The organism is Pseudomonas sp. B21_DOA, from assembly GCA_030544685.1.
Classification (GTDB): domain Bacteria; phylum Pseudomonadota; class Gammaproteobacteria; order Pseudomonadales; family Pseudomonadaceae; genus Aquipseudomonas; species Aquipseudomonas fluorescens_AO.
Genome location: CP086683.1, coordinates 3,540,373 through 3,559,463, shown reverse-complemented (window position 1 = coordinate 3,559,463; position 19,091 = coordinate 3,540,373). Strand labels below are relative to the sequence as shown.

Here is a 19,091-nt window from a genome sequence, read left to right as displayed (position 1 = left end):
TCCCACACTGATCCGGGGCCGATCAACCATCTTCATCGCAACCAAAATCTCTGTGGGAGCGAGCCTGCTCGCGAAGGCGCTGGCACAGTCAACATCGTCATTGCCTGACACTGCGCTTTCGCGAGCAGGCTCGCTGCCACACTGATATGGGGCAGATCGACCATCTTCATCGCAACCAAAATCCCTGTGGGAGCGAGCTTGCTCGCGAAGGCGGCGGTACATTCAACATCGTCATTGCCTGACACTGCGCTTTCGCGAGCAGGCTCGCTCCCACACTGATACGGGGCAGATCGACCATCTTCATCGCAACCAAAATCCCTGTGGGAGCGAGCTTGCTCGCGAAGGCGTCGGTACATTCAACATCGTCATCGCCTGGCCTACCGCTTGCGCGAGCAGACTCACTCTTACATGGAATCAGTGGAAATCCCGGCTCTGCACGTGAATGCCATTGAGTAGTGGACTCAGGTCGCTCATGCGCCCGGCGATCAGGTGGCGCACATCGCCTTCGCGCTCCCAGCGGCCGTCGACCTTGAGCAATTGCGAACCCACCAGCACCTGTCGCTGACGCTCGGCGAGGTCACGCCAGACCACCACGTTGACGTTGCCGAACTCGTCTTCCAGGGTCACGAACGTCACGCCGCTGGCCGTACCGGGGCGCTGTCGGCCGGTGACCAGGCCGGCCACGCTGACCGGCCGGCCATGCTCGATATCCATCAATTCCTGCGAGCTGCGGCAGCGCCGGGCCTGCAACTCGCCACGCAACAAGGCCAATGGATGTGGCCCCAGCGTCGTCCCCACCGTGGCGTAATCAGCGTGCAGGTCTTCGCCAACGCTGGGTTTGGGCAGGACGATTTTGACTTCTTCCTCGTTGGGCAGGCCGGCGAACAGGCCGAGTTGTTTCTGTACCCCGGCCACTTCCCAACGCGCGCGATGGCGATGCCCGGCCAGACCGCGCAAAGCGCCGGAGTCAGCCAGCAGGGCCTGCGCACGACTGTCGAGAGCGGCGCGCTCACCCAGGTCAGCGACATCGGCAAAGGCTCCGTGTCGGCGCGCGGCTTCGATGCGCCGCGCATCTTCTTCGCGAAAACCCTTGATCATGCGCAGGCCCATGCGAATCGCCGGCTGCCCGGCACTCAGCGGTTCGAGGCTGCAATCCCAGTCGCTGGCGCGCACGTCCACCGGACGGATCTGTAACTGGTGCCGGCGCGCGTCCTGCAGAATCTGGTCAGGGCTGTAGAAACCCATCGGCCAACTATTGATCAGCGCACAGGCGAACGCCGCCGGCTCGTGGCACTTGAGCCAGCAACTGGCGTAGGTCAGCAAAGCAAAACTGGCGGCATGGGATTCGGGGAAGCCGTAACTGCCGAACCCCTTGATCTGCTCGAAGATCTGCGCGGCAAATTCCGGCGTGTAGCCATTCTTTTTCATGCCGGCGGCAAGACGTTCCTTGTGCGGCTCCAGTCCGCCATGGCGTTTCCACGCCGCCATGGAACGGCGCAACTGATCGGCCTCCCCGGGGCTATAGTCGGCAGCGACGATGGCGATCTGCATGACCTGTTCCTGGAACAACGGCACGCCCAGGGTTCTTTCCAGCACGACTTTGAGCGCCGGCGATGGATAGGTTTCCGCCTCTTCGTTATTACGTCGGCGCAGATATGGATGAACCATGCCGCCCTGAATCGGCCCGGGCCGGACAATCGCCACTTCGATGACCAAATCGTAGAAGGTCTTTGGCTTCAGGCGCGGCAGCATCGACATCTGCGCCCGCGACTCGATCTGGAACACCCCGACCGTATCGGCACGGCTGATCATTTCGTAGGTCGGTTTGTCTTCGGGCGGGATTGTCGCGAGTGTCAGGTTCAGATCACGATGCCGGCGCAGCAGGTCGAAGCAGCGGCGAATCGCACTGAGCATGCCCAAGGCGAGAATATCCACCTTGAGCAGGCCGACCGCATCGAGGTCGTCCTTGTCCCACTGAATGATGGTGCGGTCGGCCATTGCCGCATTTTCGACCGGCACCAAGGTGTCCAGCGGCTGCTCGGAAATCACAAAACCGCCGGGATGCTGCGACAGGTGCCGGGGAAGCCGATCAGTTGCCCGGTCAGGCTCAATACCCGGCGCAGCACCGGGCTGTCCGGATCGAAGCCACCTTCGCGCAAGCGTTCCAGCGGCGGCGTTTCATCACTCCAGCGCCCGCAGCAGTCGGCCAGCGCGTTGATCTGATCCGGCGGCAGGCCGAGAGCCTTGGCCACATCGCGCACGGCGCCGGTGGCGTGATAGGTGCTGACCACCGCCGTCAACGCCGCACGCCGCCGGCCGTAACGGTTGAACACGTATTGCAGGACTTCCTCGCGGCGCTCGTGCTCGAAATCAACATCGATGTCCGGCGGCTCATTGCGTTCCTTGGACATGAAGCGTTCGAACAATAGCGTGGTGCGGTCCGGGTCGATCTCGGTGATGCCCAAGGCAAAACACACCGCCGAGTTGGCTGCCGAACCACGGCCCTGACAGAGGATTTTCTGTGTGCGGGCAAAGCGCACCACGTCATGCACGGTGAGGAAGTAGCTTTCGTAGCCGAGTTCGGCGATCAATTGCAGCTCGTCATCGATCTGCTTGAGCACCTTGGCCTGAGGCCCTTTCGGCCAGCGCCAGGCAATGCCCTCCTCGGTCAGATGGCGCAACCAGGAACTGGCACTGTGACCAGCAGGTACCAGCTCTTTCGGGTACTGATAGCGCAGTTCGCTCAGATCGAAGGTGCAACGTCGGGCCAGTTTGACCGATTCCTCGAGCAAGGCCGGCGGATACAATTCGCGCAGCACATCAAGGCAACGCAAATGCCGCTCGCCGTTGGGATGCAGGCGCAAACCCGCTTCGGCCACGGGGACGTGATGACGGATCGCGGTCATGGTGTCCTGCAAGGCACGGCGCCCCCGGGCGTGCATGTGCACATCGCCGCTGGCCACGGCTGGAATCTGCAACTCAGCCGCCAGAGCCAATAATGCCGCCAGGCGCTGCTGATCGTTCTGCCCGCGATGCAGTTGCACCGTGAGCCACAGGCGGTCGCCGAAGGTTTGTTTCAGCCAGCGCCCCTCTTCCCGGTCATCCACTGAATCCGGCACCCACAACACCAGCAAACCCGGCAGCGCTTCGGCGAAGTCTTCACGCAGGATTTGATACTGGCCTTTCTGTGTTCGGCGCCGGGCCTGGGTGATCAAGCCGCACAAGGCCTGATAACCAGCAAGGTTTTCCACCAGCAGCACCAGTTTCGGGCCGTTGTCGATGCGTATCTCGCTGCCGATGATCAACGGCAACTCAACGGACTTCGCCGCTTGCCAGGCACGGACGATTCCGGCCAGGGTACATTCGTCGGAGATCGCCAGCGCCTGATAGCCGTGCTTTTTCGCCCGTTGGAACAGCTCCAGCGCGCTCGAGGCTCCGCGCTGGAAACTGAAGTTCGACAGGCAATGCAGTTCGGCGTAATCGGCACTCATGCGAACCAGCCCTGCAGCCACAACGGACCGCCCTCACCCACGGCGCGCCAGGCCCAGCCTTGCTGACCGGCGCGGTTCTGGATCAGGTAATAATCACGCCGCACGTCACCGCCGTCCCACCAGCCGGATTCAATACGCTCCGGCCCCATCAGAATCCGCGCCGAGCCTTCCGGCACGCTTTGTGGTTCGTTGAGCAGCCAGCCCGGCCGCTGGACGTTGGGCAAACCGCTGCAAAGCTGTTTATCGGCAGCGTTCTGCCACGCGTACTCGGGGCGATGATCGGCCTGAAAGCGCAGCCCTTGCACAGCGTCATCACCCAACCGTGCGCGCAGGCGTTCGCGCAGTTGCTCCCAGGGCAAGGTTTGCTGCGGGCGATCGTCGAACAGTTCCTGATACTGCGGAACGAAACTCGGCAGGTCTTCGGCGCGCAAGCGAAAACCACGCACCGGCGCCTCGACCTGGATTTGTTCCAGTCGCCCGCGTGCCAACTCAAAGAGCATCGCCGCATCACGCTCGGCACTGAGCAGGCCGACCTTGATCTCCGTATCCGGCAGCCCGGCGTGTTCCAGAAGCAAATCGAAACGCTGCACTCCGCTGTCACGCCCGCAAAGGAACGCTGACAGGTCGCCGGTCAGACGCCGTAACGGGAACAACAAGGCCTGATGGGACTGCACGTCGTAATTCAGTTCGATGCGGATATCGAATCGGTCGGGCGGCAGATAGAACGCCAGCGCCAGAGGGCGTGCGCCGAACAGGGTGTCGAGGTGCTTGAGCATCTGCGCTTCGAAACGCCGGGCCAGTGCCTGGCGTGGCAGGCTTTGCACCTGACTGAGATTGCGCAGGCCCATGCGCGACAACGCCGTGGCGACATTCGGCTCCAGCCCGACGCGGTCGACCGGCAATTGCCCGAGATGATGCTGCAAGGCCTCGCCGTCCGGCACCACCAAGCCATCGTAGGCATTGGCCAGCACTCGCGCAGCCACTGGGTTCGGCGCGGCGACGATGCGGTGACGAAAGCCCAGGTCTTTCAACTCCTGGCGCAGGCGAGCTTCGAATTGCGGCCAGGTACCGAACAGGCCCAGGCTCGATTCGATCTCGAACACCACGGTACGCGGGTAATGCACGCTGACTTGCGCGCTGAAACGGTAGGCCCATGCGGCGAGAAACTGCTGCCAGTGCTCGACCTCGGCCACCTCGTAATCGGCGGTGGCAAAGCCTTTGCTCATGGCTTGCGCGGCGGTCATCGACATGCCGGGGCGCAGGCCGAGTTTGCGTGCCGCCGGATTTACCGCTTGCAGCACCCGCCGCTGGGCCGGGCCGCTGAGCAGGACCAGCGGCTCTTCAGGGTCGGGCCGCTGACGCAGTACGGCGTCGAGGGCCAATTGCGGAAACAGGATACATACCCAGCGCATGACAATCAGTGCCCCACGGCAAAGGCAATCGGCGTAGCACGCGCCAGGCCGCCACGGCATTTGAGTACGCGTAGCTGCGCCGGTTTGGCATCGATGGCAATCCGTAACGCTGCCGGCGACGGGTTGACCGCTTCGCTCAACGGGCGCCAGGCAAAGGCCAGGGTCTGGCCGGTTTCAGCCGCCACCTGCAAACGCCGCAAGGCTCGGTCATCGGCCTTGTTCGGCCAGCACAGCACCGCGCCGCAACTGCCCGAACGCAGGCATTGCTCCGCCGCCCACAAGGCATCGCGCTCGCTGGCCTGAATCACCGACAACTGGCGCAGATCAACCCCGGCATTGGCCCACGCTTGTGGGTACGGCAAGAACGGCGGCGCCACCAGCACGATGCGCTCACCCGCCGCCGACAATCGCGCCAGGGTTGGCCAGACCAGCTGCAGCTCGCCGACACCGGGGCCGGCCAAGAGAATTTCGCTCAGCGCCGCTTCCGGCCAGCCGCCGCTGGGCAGGGCCGCGTCCAATGCCGCATGCCCGGTCGGCTGCGGGCTCGCCGAAGGTGGCGCAGGCCGGCCGCGCCAGACCTGGCCGCCATTGAACAGCGTATCCAGTGCAACGACGGCGCCCATCAGCCTTGCCTCACCAGACCACAGAACACGCCTTCGATGGCCAGATCCTGATCCTTACGCACAACGATGGGCTGATAGGCCGGGTTGCGCGGCAGAAGGCGCACTTCATCCCCGACCCGTTCGAAGCGTTTGATGGTGACTTCACCGTCCAGACGCGCAACGACGATCTGGCCGTTGAGCGCCTCGGGATTGCGTCGCACCCCGACCAGATCGCCGTCGAGGATGCCGTCTTCGATCATCGAGTCACCCTGTACCCGCAGCATGTAATCCGGGGTACGCGAGAACAGCGCCGGATCGAGCAGCAAACGGTTATGGATGTCGGCATCGGCGCCAATCGGTGCGCCGGCGGCCACGCGACCGAGTACGGGGATTTCCAGCAGCTCCGGACGCGGCGGCTGGCCAACCAGGCGAATGCCCCGGGCCTGATGCGGGTTGACCTCGATGAAACCGGCTTCGGTGAGCGCCAGCACATGCTTGCGCGCCACGCTGCGCGAGGCAAAACCAAAAGCCTCGCTGATTTCAGCGAGGCTTGGGGGCTGACCGTGCTCGGCGATGCGATCGCGGATAAACGTCAGAATGGCGGTACGGCGGGGAGTCAGGTTTGTCATGGAGTACATTTGTACTCCTGTAGGAATTTCCTGACAAGAACCGCCAGTCGGCGCAAGCCGACGCAGGCAGCTGCCGAAGGCTGCGATCTGATCGTTCCCACGCTCTGCGTGGGAATGCCTCAAGGGACGCTCCGCGTCCAGTGACGCGGAGCGTCACGGGCTGCATTCCCACGCGGAGCGTGGGAACGATCATCGGGTAAGGTCAGGAAGCCAGTTGCGCCAGGTACGCCCACGGGTAAATCCCGCGTTGATGCCCGTCGCTGAACACCAGTTGCACGCCATACCCCTGCGGGTTGACCTCGATCAGGCGCACGCGCTCATCAACCAGCGGCGTGACGCCGCGCAGGCGAAATGCGCGGCATTGCGAGCATGGGCATTGCCGGCGCAGATCGGCATGCTTGAGCAGTGATTCACGCCCGTCCGGCCAACTCAGGCGTAACGTGCGCTCACTTTGCGAGTTGCCCACCGACAGCGGGTTCATTGCAACTGACTCAACGCGATGCGTACGGCTTTGCGCACTTCCGGGTCGCCGTCGTCCTGCGCCGCCTGCAATGCGGCCACGGCGCCGCGATCGTTCAATTCACCGAGGGCCAGCGCAGCTTCCTTACGCAGGTTGCTGATGCGGTGGCCGAGGGTTTCGATCAGCGCGTCCAGGGCCGGGACGAAGCGCAAGCGACCGAGACTGCGGGTGGCGCGCAGGCGCACTTGCCAGTAATCATCGCTCAGCGCATCGACCAAGGCCGGGCCGGCGTCGCTGTGACCGACCTTGCCCAGCGTGGTCGCAGCTTCTTCGCGCACTTGCCAGGCAGGGTCGCGCAACGCCTGGCGCAACGCCGGCAGCACTTCGGCGTCGCTGGCCAGACCGAGCGCGCCGGTGGCGGCGCGGCGCACTTCGGTGTCCGGGTCGTCGCTGGCCAGGCGCGCCAGGGCTGGCAGCGCGTCGAGCTGTTTGAGCCAGCCGAGCACGCCTACCGCTTCGCGCCGAACATGAGCATCGGCATCCTCCAACGCGGCGACGGCAGCCGACGCGGCCTCGGCGAAGCGCAATTCGCGTAACGCCCGAAAGGCGGCGATGCGCACACTGACATCGGCATGTGCGGTCCACGGCAGAATGACCCGCCCCGCCGCCGCAGTCTTGAGCAGGCTCAGGCTTTGCGCCGCCGCCGATTGCACGGCGGGCGCCGGATCCGTCAGCGCTTCGCACAAGGCTTGCACGACCGCTTCATCCTCCCACGCTTCGAGCAATCGTGCGGCTTCAGCGCGGACGTCCTCGGCAGGATCCTGCCGGAGTCGATCAACCAGCCAGAGCAAACCATCCAATTCCTCCAGATCGGCCAGATCAATCAGGGCAATGCGCCGCACGCCAGCGTCTTCCGCCGTCAGGCGCGGTTGCAGGGCGAGGATGTCTTCGTTGTCGGTCACAGCAAAAATAGAGGTCATAGGGCAAATCGCGGTAAAGGGTTTTCAGGAGGCAGGCCGAGCGGATTGAGGCGCGGCAGCGGTCGGTCGTTGTCGTGGCGCAGCAGGTCAAGGCAATGGCGTTTCAGGCGAGCGAACTCGGGGCTGGTCACCAGTTCACTGATACGCGGGCGTGGAAAGTCCAGACGCAGGTCTTCGATGATTCGCCCTGGTCGCGCGCTCATTACCAGCAAGCGATCGGCTAGAAACAGCGCCTCGTCGATGTCATGGGTGACGAAAACCACGGTCGTGCGGATGCGCGTCCAGATGTCCAGCAACAGTTCCTGCATGTTCAAGCGGGTCAGCGCATCCAGCGCGCCGAACGGCTCGTCCATCAGCAACAGGCGCGGGCGATTGACCAGCACCCGGGCAATCTCCACCCGCTGCTGCATGCCTCCGGAGAGTTGATCCGGCCAGCGCTCGGCGAAGCCTTCGAGGCCGACCAGTTTGAGGATTTCATCAGCCGCGCGATGCCGCTCAGCCTTGCCGACGCCGCGCATCTTCAGGCCGAAGGCGACGTTGTCGCGCACCGTACGCCACGGGAACAGCGTGTGGTGCTGAAACACCATGCCGCGCTGCGGCGACGGGCCGGCCACCGCGCTGCCGTCGACTTTCAAGCTGCCGGTACTGGCATTCAAGTGCCCGGCCAGAGCGCCGAGCAAGGTCGACTTGCCGCAACCGGACGGGCCGAGAATGCACACGAACTGCCCGGGTTCGATCTGGCAATCGAGACCCTGCACCGCTTCGAAAGCCTCGCGGCCCTGGCCGAGGACGATGGACAACTGGCGAATGTCGATCCGCCCTTCCGGGGTTTGCATCACGCTCATCAGGCTTTGCCTCGCGGTCGATGCCAAGGCGTGAACAAGCCGCCCAGGCGTTTGATCAGCCAACTGCTGCCCATGCCCAACACGCCGATCAGGAGCATGCCGACGACAATGTCGGCGTAGTTCTGAATGGTGTAGGACTCCCAGGTGTAGTAACCGATGCCGAACTGCCCGGAGATCATTTCCGCCGTCACCAGACAGAACCACGACGTGCCCATGCCGATCGCCAGGCCGGTAATGATGCTCGGCGCAGCGCCCGGCAGAATCACCTCCAGCAGAATCGCCCGACGCCCTGCCCCGAGGCTTTTGCCGAGGCGATCAGGCGTGGATCGACGCCTTCGACGCCGTGCACGGTGTTGAGCAGAATCGGGAACAGCGCGCCGGTGAAGGTGATAAAGACCATCGACAATTCCGAGGATGGAAACATCAGGATCGCCAGCGGAATCCACGCCACGGCGGGGATCGGGCGCAGGACCTCCAGTGGTGGCAGCAGAATGTCTTCGGCCCATTTCGACCGGCCGATGGCCAGGCCCAGGGCGATGCCGATGATCAACGCCGCCACGTAACCGGCGAAGACGCGGCCGAGGCTGCTGCTCAGGTGCTGCCAGAGTTTGCCCGAGTCGCCCAGGCCCAGCGCGGCTTCGACGACGGCCAAGGGAGTTGGCACGTTGGCGAAGGTGACCAGGCCGAGGTTCCAGTGATGGCTGGCGGCGAGTTGCCAGAAGAGCAGGCAGAGCAGCAGTGAGCTGGTCCTCGGAATCCAGCGCAAACAGGATCGATACACAAATATTCCTCTCAACCAGATCCTACAGGGGGAATGCAGTGTTTTTGGGGTTAGCGCACGGCAACGACCTGGGCAGTGGCATCGCTGAAATCGAACACCTTGCCACCCTGCGCCGCAGCGTATTGCTGGGCCTGGCCTTTGAGCAGAAATGCACTGAGGCGGCCCTTGGCGTCGCTGGCAAACCACGCCTGTTCAGCGAGCAATTTGATCCCGCTGTCACTGGCCTGCGCATACACCGCACGAATGTTCTTGCCCTCCTGTTTCAACCCTGCCAACGCGGTGAAGGCCGCTTCAGCCGAGCCATAACGGCGGATTTTTTCCTCGCCACGCACCCAGATTTCCGCGACATGGCTGACGTCGGTGATGGCTTTGCCCGTCGCCGCATCCACACCCGGCACCGGCGTCTGCGCGTAGTTGGCCAGTTGCGCGGTGTAATCGAGGTTCGCAGCCTTGAAGGCGGCGCGGATGTACTGATCGTCGATGAAGCTGTTCAGGTCGAGCCCGCGATCGGCTTTCTTCAGCAGCTTCAAGGTATCGATGGCAGTACCCACAGCCTGGCGGTATTCAGGTTTCCAACTCAGGTCGCGGGTCTGCACGCCCAACGGGCCGTGGAACAGGTAGTTGACCTCGGCATCGACGCCGGTGACCTTGGCGATCAGTTCGCTGTACTTCTCCGGTTCGGCGGCGAGCAGTTGGTTGGCTTCGATGCTCGCGCGCAAATAGGCGACGACGATTTCCGGATACTTTTTCGCGTAGGCCTGATCCACCAGTGCGCCATGGAAAGTTGGCGCGTTGGCCTGGGCGCCGTCATAGATCTTGCGGGCGAAACCACGGCTCGGGAACAGCTCGGCGAAGGGCACGAAATCGGCGTGGGCGTCGATCTTGCCGGCCTGCAATGCCGAGCCAGCGACTTCCGGTGGCTGGGCGATGATGTTGACATCCTTGAGCGGGTCCCAGCCCTGCTCTGCCACGGCGCGCAGCAACATGCCGTGAGCCGTCGAGGCGAACGGCACCGAAATGGTCTTGCCCTTGAGTTCGCTGAGGCTTTGCACCGACGAAGCGCTCGGCACGACGATGCCGTTGCCGCTGCCCTTGATGCTGCCCGACAGCACGCTGATGAACAGGCTGTGCTTGCCCGCCGTTTCGAATGCCACCCCGTTGAACGCACCGGGGAAATCGGCCATGGCACCGAAATCGAGCTTGCCGGCGACCATCTCGTTGGTCAGCGGCGCGCCACTGGTGAAATTCTTCCACTGCACGTCGTACTTCGCGTCTTTGTAGGCGCCATCGTGGGGCAGGTATTTTTCCAGCAGACCGAGTTCACGGATCAACAGGCCGCCGGCGGCGCAGTTGATGGTGGTGTCCTGGGTGCCGATGGCAATGCGGATGGTTTCGGCCGAGGCCGACAAGGTGAATGAAGCCAGTACCAGACCGGCGAGTGCTGCACGCAACATGAGTGTTTCCCCTCGAATCATTGGTTTGAAGTTCGTCTCCGCCGCGATCGGGGCGCGGTGGGAAACGAGGGGTTTTGGTGAATCGAGCGTCCGGGGTTTCCGGATAGCTAATGGCTTGCCACACCATTGAATGTGGGAAACCTTTGTGGGAGGGGCTTGCTCCCGAATGCGTTTTTTCAGTCAAGGGTGATGCCAGCAATGCCGGCCTCTTCGGGAGCAAGCCCCTCCCACCTTCGACCGGGTTTCAACGCAGGAGATAGGGGATGTCGACTTTGACGGCCCCCGTCGGGCAATCCTTCTCGCATGGCATGCAGTACCAGCATTCATCGAACGCCATATAGGCCTTTTGCGTGGCCGGGTTGATCGCCAGCAGGTCCATCGGGCAGACGTCGACGCACACCGTGCAGCCCTTTTCCGCGATGCATTTGTCCTCGTCGACGGTGACCGGGGCATTGGAGCGGAAGAAGATTTCCTGAGCTTGATAAGCCATGGTTCGGACTCTCTGAAAAATGATGTCTCAAGCGGCGAAGGCGCCGACCCGCAGGCGGTCGTAAGCCTGCATTTCCTCGGCGTCGAGCGGGATGATGTAGGGCTCGACGGCCTTCTTGAAACTGGTCATCTGGCCGTCCTCGCCCTTCTTCAGATGGCAGTGGCAGAACCAATCGGCGTCGTTGCGTTGCGGATGATCGACGCGATAGTGGTACAGGCCCCAGCGGCTTTCGGCGCGGAACAACGAAGCGCGGGCGGCCATTTCGGCACAGTCGCGGATCACGCTGGTTTCCATCGCTCGCATCAGTTCGTGAGCGTTGTTGGCTTTCATCTGCTCGAGATCGCGCTCGATGTCGCTGAAGCGTTGCAGGCCGATCTGCATTTTTTGGTCACTTTCGGCGGTTGCAGGTAATCGTTGACGAAGCGCCGCAGCTTGTATTCGACCTGCGCCGGCGGCAGACCGTCCTGGCGATCGAGCGGCGCGTAGACCCGGGCCTGTTCCTTGGCGATCTGCTCGCTGTCCAGTGCGGAAAACTCGCGGCCGGCAACAAAGTCCGCGGCGTTGTGCCCGGCGAACCAGCCGTAAGTGAACGCGCCGAGCATGTAATTGTGCGGCACCGCAGCCATGTCGCCGGCCGAGTACAAGCCTTTGACTGAAGTCTCGGCACGCTCGTTGACCCACACGCCGGACGCCGAGTGGCCGCTGCAAAAACCGATTTCCGAAATGTGCATTTCGACCATCTGCGTGCGGTAGTCAGTGCCGCGATTGGCGTGGAACTGGCCACGGCTCGGGCGCTCGTTGCTGTGCAGGATTTCCTCGATGTTCTGGATGGTTTCCTCGGCCAGGTGATCGAGTTTAAGGAACACCGGGCCGTTGCCGCTTTCCAGTTCCTGGTGAAATTCCCACATCATCTGCCCGCTCCAGTAGTCGCACTCGATGAAGCGTTCGCCCTTGTTGTTGGCGGTGTAGCCACCCAGCGGGCCGGTGACGTAGGCGCAGGCAGGGCCGTTGTAATCCTTGATCAACGGGTTGATCTGGAAGCACTCGAGATTGGCCAGTTCGGCGCCGGCGTGATAGGCCATCGCGTAGCCGTCACCGGCATTGGTCGGGTTTTCGTAAGTGCCCATCAGGTAGCCCGACGACGGCAGACCAAGGCGTCCGGCCGCGCCGCAGGCGAGAATCACCGCTTTGGCCTTGATCACATGGAAGTCGGCGGTGCGGCAATCGAAGCCCATCACACCGTTGACCGCGCCCTCCTCGTCGGTCAGCAAACGCGTGCAGACCAGGCGATTGGTGATGCTCACCCGCGCACGTTTCAACTGTCGATACAGGACTTTCTTGATGTCGTGCCCTTCCGGCATCGGCAGCACATAGGCGCCCATGTGGTGGACCTTTTTCACCGCGTAGTCACCGGTTTCGTCCTTCTCGAACTTCACGCCCCAGCGGTCGAGTTGTTCGATGGTTTCAAAACTGTGCGTCGCATAGGCGTAGACCGCCGCCTGATTGACGATGCCGTCGTTGGCGATGGTGATTTCCTTGGTGTACTGCTCCGGTGTCGAGTGGCCGGGAATGATCGCGTTGTTCAGGCCATCCATGCCCATGCTGATCGCGCCGCTGCGCTTGACGTTGGCCTTGTCGACCAGCAATACGCGCAAATCGCGGTTCTTCTCCTTGGCCTTGATCGCTGCCATCGGCCCGGCCGTACCGCCGCCAATCACGACGATGTCGTATTCCTGTTCTAGAACGTTGCGGGTCATGCCTGCTCCCCTTTTTGCCGGTCGATCCGCAGGCGGTACTGGAACGCATCGCCACGGTAATAAAGGTGTTCGAAGTCCAACGGCTGGCCCTGGGCGTCATGGGTCAGGCGCTCGATGCGCATGATCGGCGAGCCCGCTTCGACGTTGAGTGCCTGGGTCAGGTCGCTGTCAGCCAGCACTGCGTCGATGGCCAGATCGGCGTGGCCAAGGGCGATGCCGCAGTCGTTTTCCAGAATCAGAAAGATGTCGCGAGTGACCAGGTCGGCCTTCTCCAGCCGTTCGCCGACCGCTTTGGGCAGGTAGGTGATTTCCAGCGAGATCGGCTCGCGGTTGATCAGGCGCACGCGTTTGATCTGCGCGACGATCTCACCTTCGGCCACCTGCAGACGCTCGGCGACACGCTTGTCGGCCGGAATGAATTTGAAACTGCGCAGGCGGTTGATCACTTCATAACCGCGCCCGGTCATCGACTCGGCGAGGCCTTGCAGGCTACTGACGTTCTGAAAGGTTTTCGGCTTGGCGACAAAGGTGCCCTTACCATGGATCTTGAAGATCAGGCCTTCCTTTTGCAGATCGCCCAAGGCTTGGCGCACGGTGATGCGGCTGACTTTGAACAGCGCACCGAGTTCGCTTTCGGAAGGCATCTGACTGTCTTGCGGGTATTCACCGTCGAGAATCCGCGCACGCAGGACGTCGCGCAGTTGGGTGTGCAGCGGAACGCTACTGAGGGAGAGAACGTTATCGGTCATCGCGGGATCACTTGTTATAACGAGTTATGACGTGATCTTAGAGACGTTATGAAGAGGTTGAGAAATATTGTTTGGGCATAACCTTAGATGCGTGTTGCGCCGGAAGACCTGTGGGAGCGAGCCTGCTCGCGAAAGCATTCTGTCAGTCAATACCTCCGTGACTGACACACCGCTTTCGCGAGCAGGCTCGCTCCCACCGGGGATCGTGAGCTATTCAGCGTTTGAGGATCCGGTCCATGACCCAATCGGTCTTGACGGCTTGCTCGGCCACGGCGGGATGCTGTGAATCACCCCGAATATGCGCATTCATCCCCAGCACGTGATGCCACTGAATATGCTCGTGATGGGCAATCTCCAGGCTGATCTGCTCATCGGCAAACAGCTGCACCGGATGCTCGTCAAACACCGAAAACCCGATCCGCCCTTTGCTGCCGATAATCTCGACGCGATCCTCCCGGCGGTCCGCAACAAAGTTCCAGCAGCCCATGCCCAGCGCCCCGGAGGCGAATTGCCAAGTGGCGCTGACCGCATCTTCCGCCGCGTACAAACCCGCTTGACGCGCGGTGAAACCGGCGACTTCAACGATGTCGCCAAGCAGATACTGAAACAGGTCCAGGCCATGGCTGGCCAAATCGGCAAAGTAGCCGCCGCCCGCCACCGCCGGATCGGTACGCCAATTATCGCGCCCCTCAAGATCAGCCGGCGACGGCGCTTTGGTCAGTGTCCAGTTCAGATGGCGGACATCACCGATGCGCCCCTCCTCCAGCCATTGCCGTACCTGGGCAAAGCGCGGCAGCGAGCGACGGTAGTAAGAGACGAACAAGTGCAGACCGGCAGCGGCAAACGCTTGCTGCATCTCGCGGCTTTGCCCGGCGTTGAGCGCCATGGGTTTTTCCACGCAGCAATGCTTGCCGGCGGCGGCGACTTTCAGGCTGTAGGCGTGGTGGCTGTCGGGCGGTGTGGCGATGTACACCGCGTCGACTTCGGGATCGTTGATCAGCGCATCGACGTCGGTATAGACGCGGCTGATGCCATGGCGCGCGGCGTAATCGGTCACCGCTTCAGGCCGTCGGCCCATCACCGCGACGAGCGCCGAACCGGGGGCCTTGTAGAAGGCCGGCCCGCTCTTGCGTTCAGCGACGCTGCCGCAACCGATCATGCCCCAGCGCACCACGTTCATAGGCAGTCCTCAGCCGATGCGCAACGCGCGCAGATCAAGGCGTCCGTCCTTGAGTGGCGGACACCAGTAGTAACCGCCGGTGATTGGTCGGCTGATCTGGTACAAGCCATCGGCGATACCGTCCTCCAGACCGCTCATGCGCCGCAGTTGCGCTTCGAAGGCATCCAGCGAGAAACCGAAAGCGAGGAACATCAAACCAGCGCGATCGCCTTCGATCCACGGCATCGAACGGCGCACAACGAACGCTTCCGGCGCGAAGCTCTCCTGCGCGATGCGTTTGACGTGGGCGGAAATCGGCGCGTCGTCGATTTCTTCGTTATCGCTCAAGCGCCGCCCCATGATGTCGTCCTTGGCGCCGGCAGACAGGCGATGAAAACCCTTGAGGTCGTGCTGCCATTGCTGGATCGCGGCGAAGCTGCCGCCGACCAGTCCGTCAGCGCCGGAGCTTAGCAGCGCGGCGGCGACGGCGGCGTCATCGTGGGGGTTTTCCGTACCGTCCTCGTACCCGGTGAGGTCGTGGCCGTCCATGTGGCGGAAGGCTTCCTGCATCTCGACCAGACGCAAGGCCGGGGCCAGCGCGGCTTCAATAGCGTTGCAACGGTTGAGCAACTCACCCCGGTCGACACCGTGCAGCCAGATCCACAGGGCATGCTGGGTCGACGGGTTGTTCACGCCCACGCCGGTCAGCGCCGGGAAGCTGCGCAGGCCGGCGATTTCGACATTCAGCGCCTTGGTCAACGACTCACCAAAACCGAGCACCGCCGACTTGCCATCCACCAGCATCAGCAGGTTGTCGATCGCTTGCGGCAAGGCTTCAACCGACGCCATGGCGAAAAACAGATGACGTGCTTGCGCAGGAACAGGGGTGGCGAGAATGCCCGGCTGGTAGTAACTCATGTGAACTCCTTGAAAAAGTGCGCGGAGTTTACCTGTAGCCGGATGGTTTGTGTGGGTGGCGAGAGCGTCGTCGTTCAGCGTTCGACGCCTTCGATCAAGGCCTTCAAAGCCAGCGCATCGGCTGTGGCAGCGCCGCTGGCGGTGTTGTCGAAGATGCACCAGATGTCTTTGCCTTCAGCCTTCGGGCTCTGCAGGTTCTGAGCAAGCTGCTGCAAATAAGCCGCGTCATAAGCGCTGTGATAAATCCGTGGCGAGCCGTGCAGGCGCCAATACTGCAGGCCTTGCCAGCCGCCCGGCGCGGTGTCGGTGCTGATCCGCGAGGGATCGACCACCGCCTGGGCAATCTGCAGCTCCATCAGCATGGCCCCAGCGCCCGTCCACGATTCGTGTCGCGGCTCCAGCACCACACTGCCCTTGAACCGCTCTCGCAGGACATGAAAAACCCCTCGACCACCGGCGCATCGAACGCCAGTTTCGGTGGCAATTGCACCAGCAAGCAGCCGAGTCGATCACCCAAGCCCTGGCATTGCCCGAGAAACTCATCGAGCGCGGCCGCGCTGTCCGCCAGCCGCTGTTCATGGGTAATGAGCTTCGGCACTTTCACTGCGAAGCGAAAGTCCGGCGCCACCGAGTCGGCCCAGCGCTCGTAGGTCTGACGGCGATGCGGGCGATAGAACGAGCTGTTGATTTCCACACAGTTGAAGCGCGCGGCGTAGCGTTGCAGGTGCGTGCCTTCGGCGGGGAATGCCGGCCAGTGCTCGCGCCCGAGACTCCAGCCGGCGCAACCGATGTAGAGGGTTGACTCGTTCAAGCGCACACCGTCATTTCTTCCCGGGCAACACGGCGCCCAGTACCTGCTTGGCGGTCTGCACGATCACCCCGGCTTCGTCCGGATCGCCCTTGAGCAGGGTCGTGGCGAATTTCTTCGCTTGCTCAAGCTTGATGTGCGGTGGCAGCGGCGGCACGTTCGGGTCGGTCTTGAACTCGATCAGCACCGGCACTTCCGAGGCGAGTGCCTGTTCCCACGCAGCGGCGACCTCTTCCTCGCGATCAACGAAAATGCCCTTGAGGCCAATGGAGATGGCGAACAGGTGATACGGCACATCGGGAATGCTCTGCGACGCTTCGAACTTCGGATCGCCCTCCATCACCCGCTGCTCCCAGGTGACCTGGTTGAGGTCTTCATTGTTGAACACCGCGCAGATCCATTTCGGGCTCTGCCATTGCCGCCAGTATTTGGCGACGGTGATCAACTCGGCCATGTTGCTCATCTGCATCGCGCCGTCGCCGACCAGGGCAATGACCGGGCGCTCGGGGAAGGCGAATTTCGCCGCGATCGCATACGGCACCGCCGCGCCCATCGAGGCCAGGCCACCGGACAAGGAGCATTTCATGCCGCGACGGATTTTCAGGTCGCGGGCGTACCAGTTGGCGCAGGAGCCGGAATCGCTGGTGATAATCGCTTGATCGGGCAAACGTGGTGACAACTCATAGACCACCCGTTGCGGATTGACCGGATCGGCTTTGGCCATGGCGCGTTTTTCCAGGGTTTTCTCCCAACTGCTGCGCCAGCCTTCGATCTTCTTGCGCCATTTGCTCGAGGTCTTCTGTTCCAGCAGCGGCAGCAACGCGGCGAGAGTTTCTGCTGAATCGCCGACCAGATTGACCTCCATCGGATAACGCAGGCTGAGCATGTCCGGCTGCAGATCGATCTGAACGCCGCGCGCCTGGCCTTCCTTGGGCAGAAATTCGGAATACGGGAAGCCCGATCCGATCATCAGCAAGGTGTCGCACTCGCTCATCAGCTTGTAGCTGGGCTCGGTGCCGAGCAGGCCGATGCTGCCGGTGACCCACTGCAAATCATCGGGCAATGCGGCTTTGCCCAGCAGCGCTTTGGCGACACCGGCGCCGAGTTTTTCTGCCACGGCGATGACTTGATCAGTCGCCTCCAGCGCACCGGCACCGACCAGAATCGCGACTTTCTCGCCGCTGTTCAGTACCTCGGCGGCGCGTTGCAGATCGGCTACATACGGAACGACTTTCGGCTTGCTGTAGCCGACGCCGGAATGCGCGGTGCCATGGGCGCGCGCCGGTTGTTCGTAAGGCAGATCCTGCAAGTCATTGGGCAGAATCAGCGCGGTGACGCGGCGTTCGCCTACCGCAGTGCGCACCGCGCGATCGAGCAGATGGCGCACTTGCGACGGCGCCGAAGCCTGCTGCACAAACGCACCGGCGACATCCTTGAACATCGACACCAGATCCAGCTCCTGCTGGTAGTGACTGCCCAGCGCCGTGCGCGCCTGCTGACCGACAATTGCCAGCACCGGCATGTGGTCCATGCGCGCGTCGTAGAGGCCGGTGATCAGGTGCGAAGCGCCGGGACCGGAAGTAGCGATGCAGACGCCCAGCTCGCCGGTGAACTTGGCGTGGGCCGAGGCCATGAACGCAGCCATTTCCTCGTGCCGTGCCTGGACGAATTCGATCTTGCCCTTGGCCCGGCTCATGGCGCCGAACACGCCGTTGATGCCATCGCCCGGATAGCCAAAAATTCGTGTCACGCCCCATTCGCTGAGCCGTTCAACCAGAAAATCCCCTACTGTCATCGTCATCTTGACCCTCGCCATTTGCTGCTGCATGGACATGTAAGGGTCTGGACAGCCCGCTTAGCGATGAAGTTTCGATGGATTGTGTGGGCATGGGCCCTGGCCCCATGTTTACGCAGCAATGATTTTTGAGGCGAGTGCCCTGCCCTGCGGTCGATTGAGAAATGATCGAAGGAGGATGGGCCATGACTGAAGTACAAACCCTGCTGCTGGTACGCAATGACTGGGTGCCGAACAATCCACATCTGCCGGTGCTGATCTACCGCAGCGCGGTGGCCATCGAGGGCGACGACCCGGCGGCGCGCTTCGAGCAGACCTTCGGCGCCAATGGCTGGCCGGCGCAGTGGCGCTACGGAGTTTACGACTATCACCACTACCACACCGAAGGCCATGAAGTGCTTGGCGTGGCGGCCGGTCAGGCGCGGTTGATGTTGGGCGGGCCTGATGGGCAAGTCGTCGACGTCAGTGCCGGGGATGTATTGCTGCTGCCGGCCGGGACCGGGCACTGCAATCTGGAATCGAGCGCGGATTTTCTCGTGGTCGGTGCTTATCCGCCGGGGCAGCAGGCGGATATTTGCCGGGCCGCGCCGAGTGATGCGCAGTTGGCGCGGATCGAGGGGCTGGCGTTTCCTGAGACAGATCCGGTGCAGGGAGTCGGGGGTGCGGTTGGGCGGTATTGGAGCTGTTAGGCGCGGCGACCCTGCCGCCGCTTTCGCGAGCAGGCTCGCTCCCACGGGAGATTTGTGCCTGACTCCGAACCT

Annotated in this window: 13 protein-coding genes and 4 pseudogenes; 1 reads left to right on the top strand and 16 read right to left on the bottom strand. The window is 62.6% G+C overall.

From position 1 onward, the window contains the following. Positions 1 to 414 precede the first annotated feature (414 nt). From LJU32_16450 to LJU32_16375, 16 genes and pseudogenes are all read right to left on the bottom strand, one after another. Positions 415 to 3,491: pseudogene (locus LJU32_16450) on the bottom strand (error-prone DNA polymerase). After that, positions 3,488 to 4,903: a DNA polymerase Y family protein gene (locus LJU32_16445; GenBank protein WKV87337.1), complete on the bottom strand. Its 1,416-nt coding sequence runs from the start codon at positions 4,901 to 4,903 to the stop codon at positions 3,488 to 3,490. Before LJU32_16445 ends, LJU32_16450 begins: the two are co-directional and overlap by 4 nt. 5 nt (positions 4,904 to 4,908) lie before the next feature. After that, on the bottom strand, positions 4,909 to 5,526 hold the full coding sequence (gene imuA, locus LJU32_16440; GenBank protein ID WKV87336.1) for a translesion DNA synthesis-associated protein ImuA: 618 nt from the start codon (positions 5,524 to 5,526) through the stop codon (positions 4,909 to 4,911). Further along, positions 5,526 to 6,143, bottom strand: coding sequence for a transcriptional repressor LexA (gene lexA / locus LJU32_16435; GenBank protein ID WKV87335.1), 618 nt, complete (start codon positions 6,141 to 6,143; stop codon positions 5,526 to 5,528). Before lexA ends, imuA begins: the two co-directional genes overlap by 1 nt. Positions 6,144 to 6,336: 193 nt before the next feature. Continuing rightward, positions 6,337 to 6,615: a DUF971 domain-containing protein gene (locus LJU32_16430; GenBank protein WKV87334.1), complete on the bottom strand. Its 279-nt coding sequence runs from the start codon at positions 6,613 to 6,615 to the stop codon at positions 6,337 to 6,339. Further along, entirely contained in the window at positions 6,612 to 7,574 is a 963-nt protein-coding gene (locus LJU32_16425) for a HEAT repeat domain-containing protein (GenBank protein ID WKV87333.1), read from the bottom strand. The genes LJU32_16430 and LJU32_16425 overlap by 4 nt, the downstream gene beginning before the upstream one ends. Continuing rightward, positions 7,571 to 8,419, bottom strand: coding sequence for an ABC transporter ATP-binding protein (locus LJU32_16420; GenBank protein ID WKV87332.1), 849 nt, complete (start codon positions 8,417 to 8,419; stop codon positions 7,571 to 7,573). Before LJU32_16420 ends, LJU32_16425 begins: the two co-directional genes overlap by 4 nt. Then, positions 8,419 to 9,200, bottom strand: a pseudogene (locus tag LJU32_16415) (ABC transporter permease). Before LJU32_16415 ends, LJU32_16420 begins: the two are co-directional and overlap by 1 nt. 50 nt (positions 9,201 to 9,250) lie before the next feature. Further along, on the bottom strand, positions 9,251 to 10,675 hold the full coding sequence (locus LJU32_16410) for an ABC transporter substrate-binding protein (protein WKV87331.1): 1,425 nt from the start codon (positions 10,673 to 10,675) through the stop codon (positions 9,251 to 9,253). A gap of 223 nt (positions 10,676 to 10,898) precedes the next feature. Next, positions 10,899 to 11,144, bottom strand: a complete 246-nt coding sequence (locus LJU32_16405) for a ferredoxin family protein (GenBank protein ID WKV87330.1) — start codon at positions 11,142 to 11,144, stop codon at positions 10,899 to 10,901. 27 nt (positions 11,145 to 11,171) lie between these two features. Next, a pseudogene (locus tag LJU32_16400) lies at positions 11,172 to 12,901 on the bottom strand (fumarate reductase/succinate dehydrogenase flavoprotein subunit). After that, a complete protein-coding gene (locus LJU32_16395) occupies positions 12,898 to 13,650 on the bottom strand; it encodes a GntR family transcriptional regulator (protein WKV87329.1) in 753 nt (250 codons plus the stop codon). Before LJU32_16395 ends, LJU32_16400 begins: the two are co-directional and overlap by 4 nt. 214 nt (positions 13,651 to 13,864) lie before the next feature. After that, positions 13,865 to 14,830, bottom strand: coding sequence for a Gfo/Idh/MocA family oxidoreductase (locus tag LJU32_16390; protein ID WKV87328.1), 966 nt, complete (start codon positions 14,828 to 14,830; stop codon positions 13,865 to 13,867). A 9-nt stretch (positions 14,831 to 14,839) separates the two neighbouring features. Then, positions 14,840 to 15,727 carry a Dyp-type peroxidase gene (locus LJU32_16385; protein ID WKV87327.1) on the bottom strand — a complete coding sequence of 296 codons (888 nt, stop codon included), beginning with the start codon at positions 15,725 to 15,727 and terminating at the stop codon, positions 14,840 to 14,842. Positions 15,728 to 15,801: 74 nt separating this feature from the next. Further along, a pseudogene (locus LJU32_16380) lies at positions 15,802 to 16,538 on the bottom strand (DUF72 domain-containing protein). A 10-nt stretch (positions 16,539 to 16,548) separates the two neighbouring features. Next, the gene (locus LJU32_16375) at positions 16,549 to 18,336 is read right to left on the bottom strand and encodes a thiamine pyrophosphate-requiring protein (protein WKV87326.1); all 1,788 of its coding nucleotides are present in this window, start codon (positions 18,334 to 18,336) and stop codon (positions 16,549 to 16,551) included. Positions 18,337 to 18,515: 179 nt separating this feature from the next. On the opposite strand from LJU32_16375, the gene LJU32_16370 reads away from it, so the two are divergent. Then, positions 18,516 to 19,019, top strand: a complete 504-nt coding sequence (locus LJU32_16370) for a cupin (protein WKV87325.1) — start codon at positions 18,516 to 18,518, stop codon at positions 19,017 to 19,019. Positions 19,020 to 19,091: the final 72 nt, after the last annotated feature.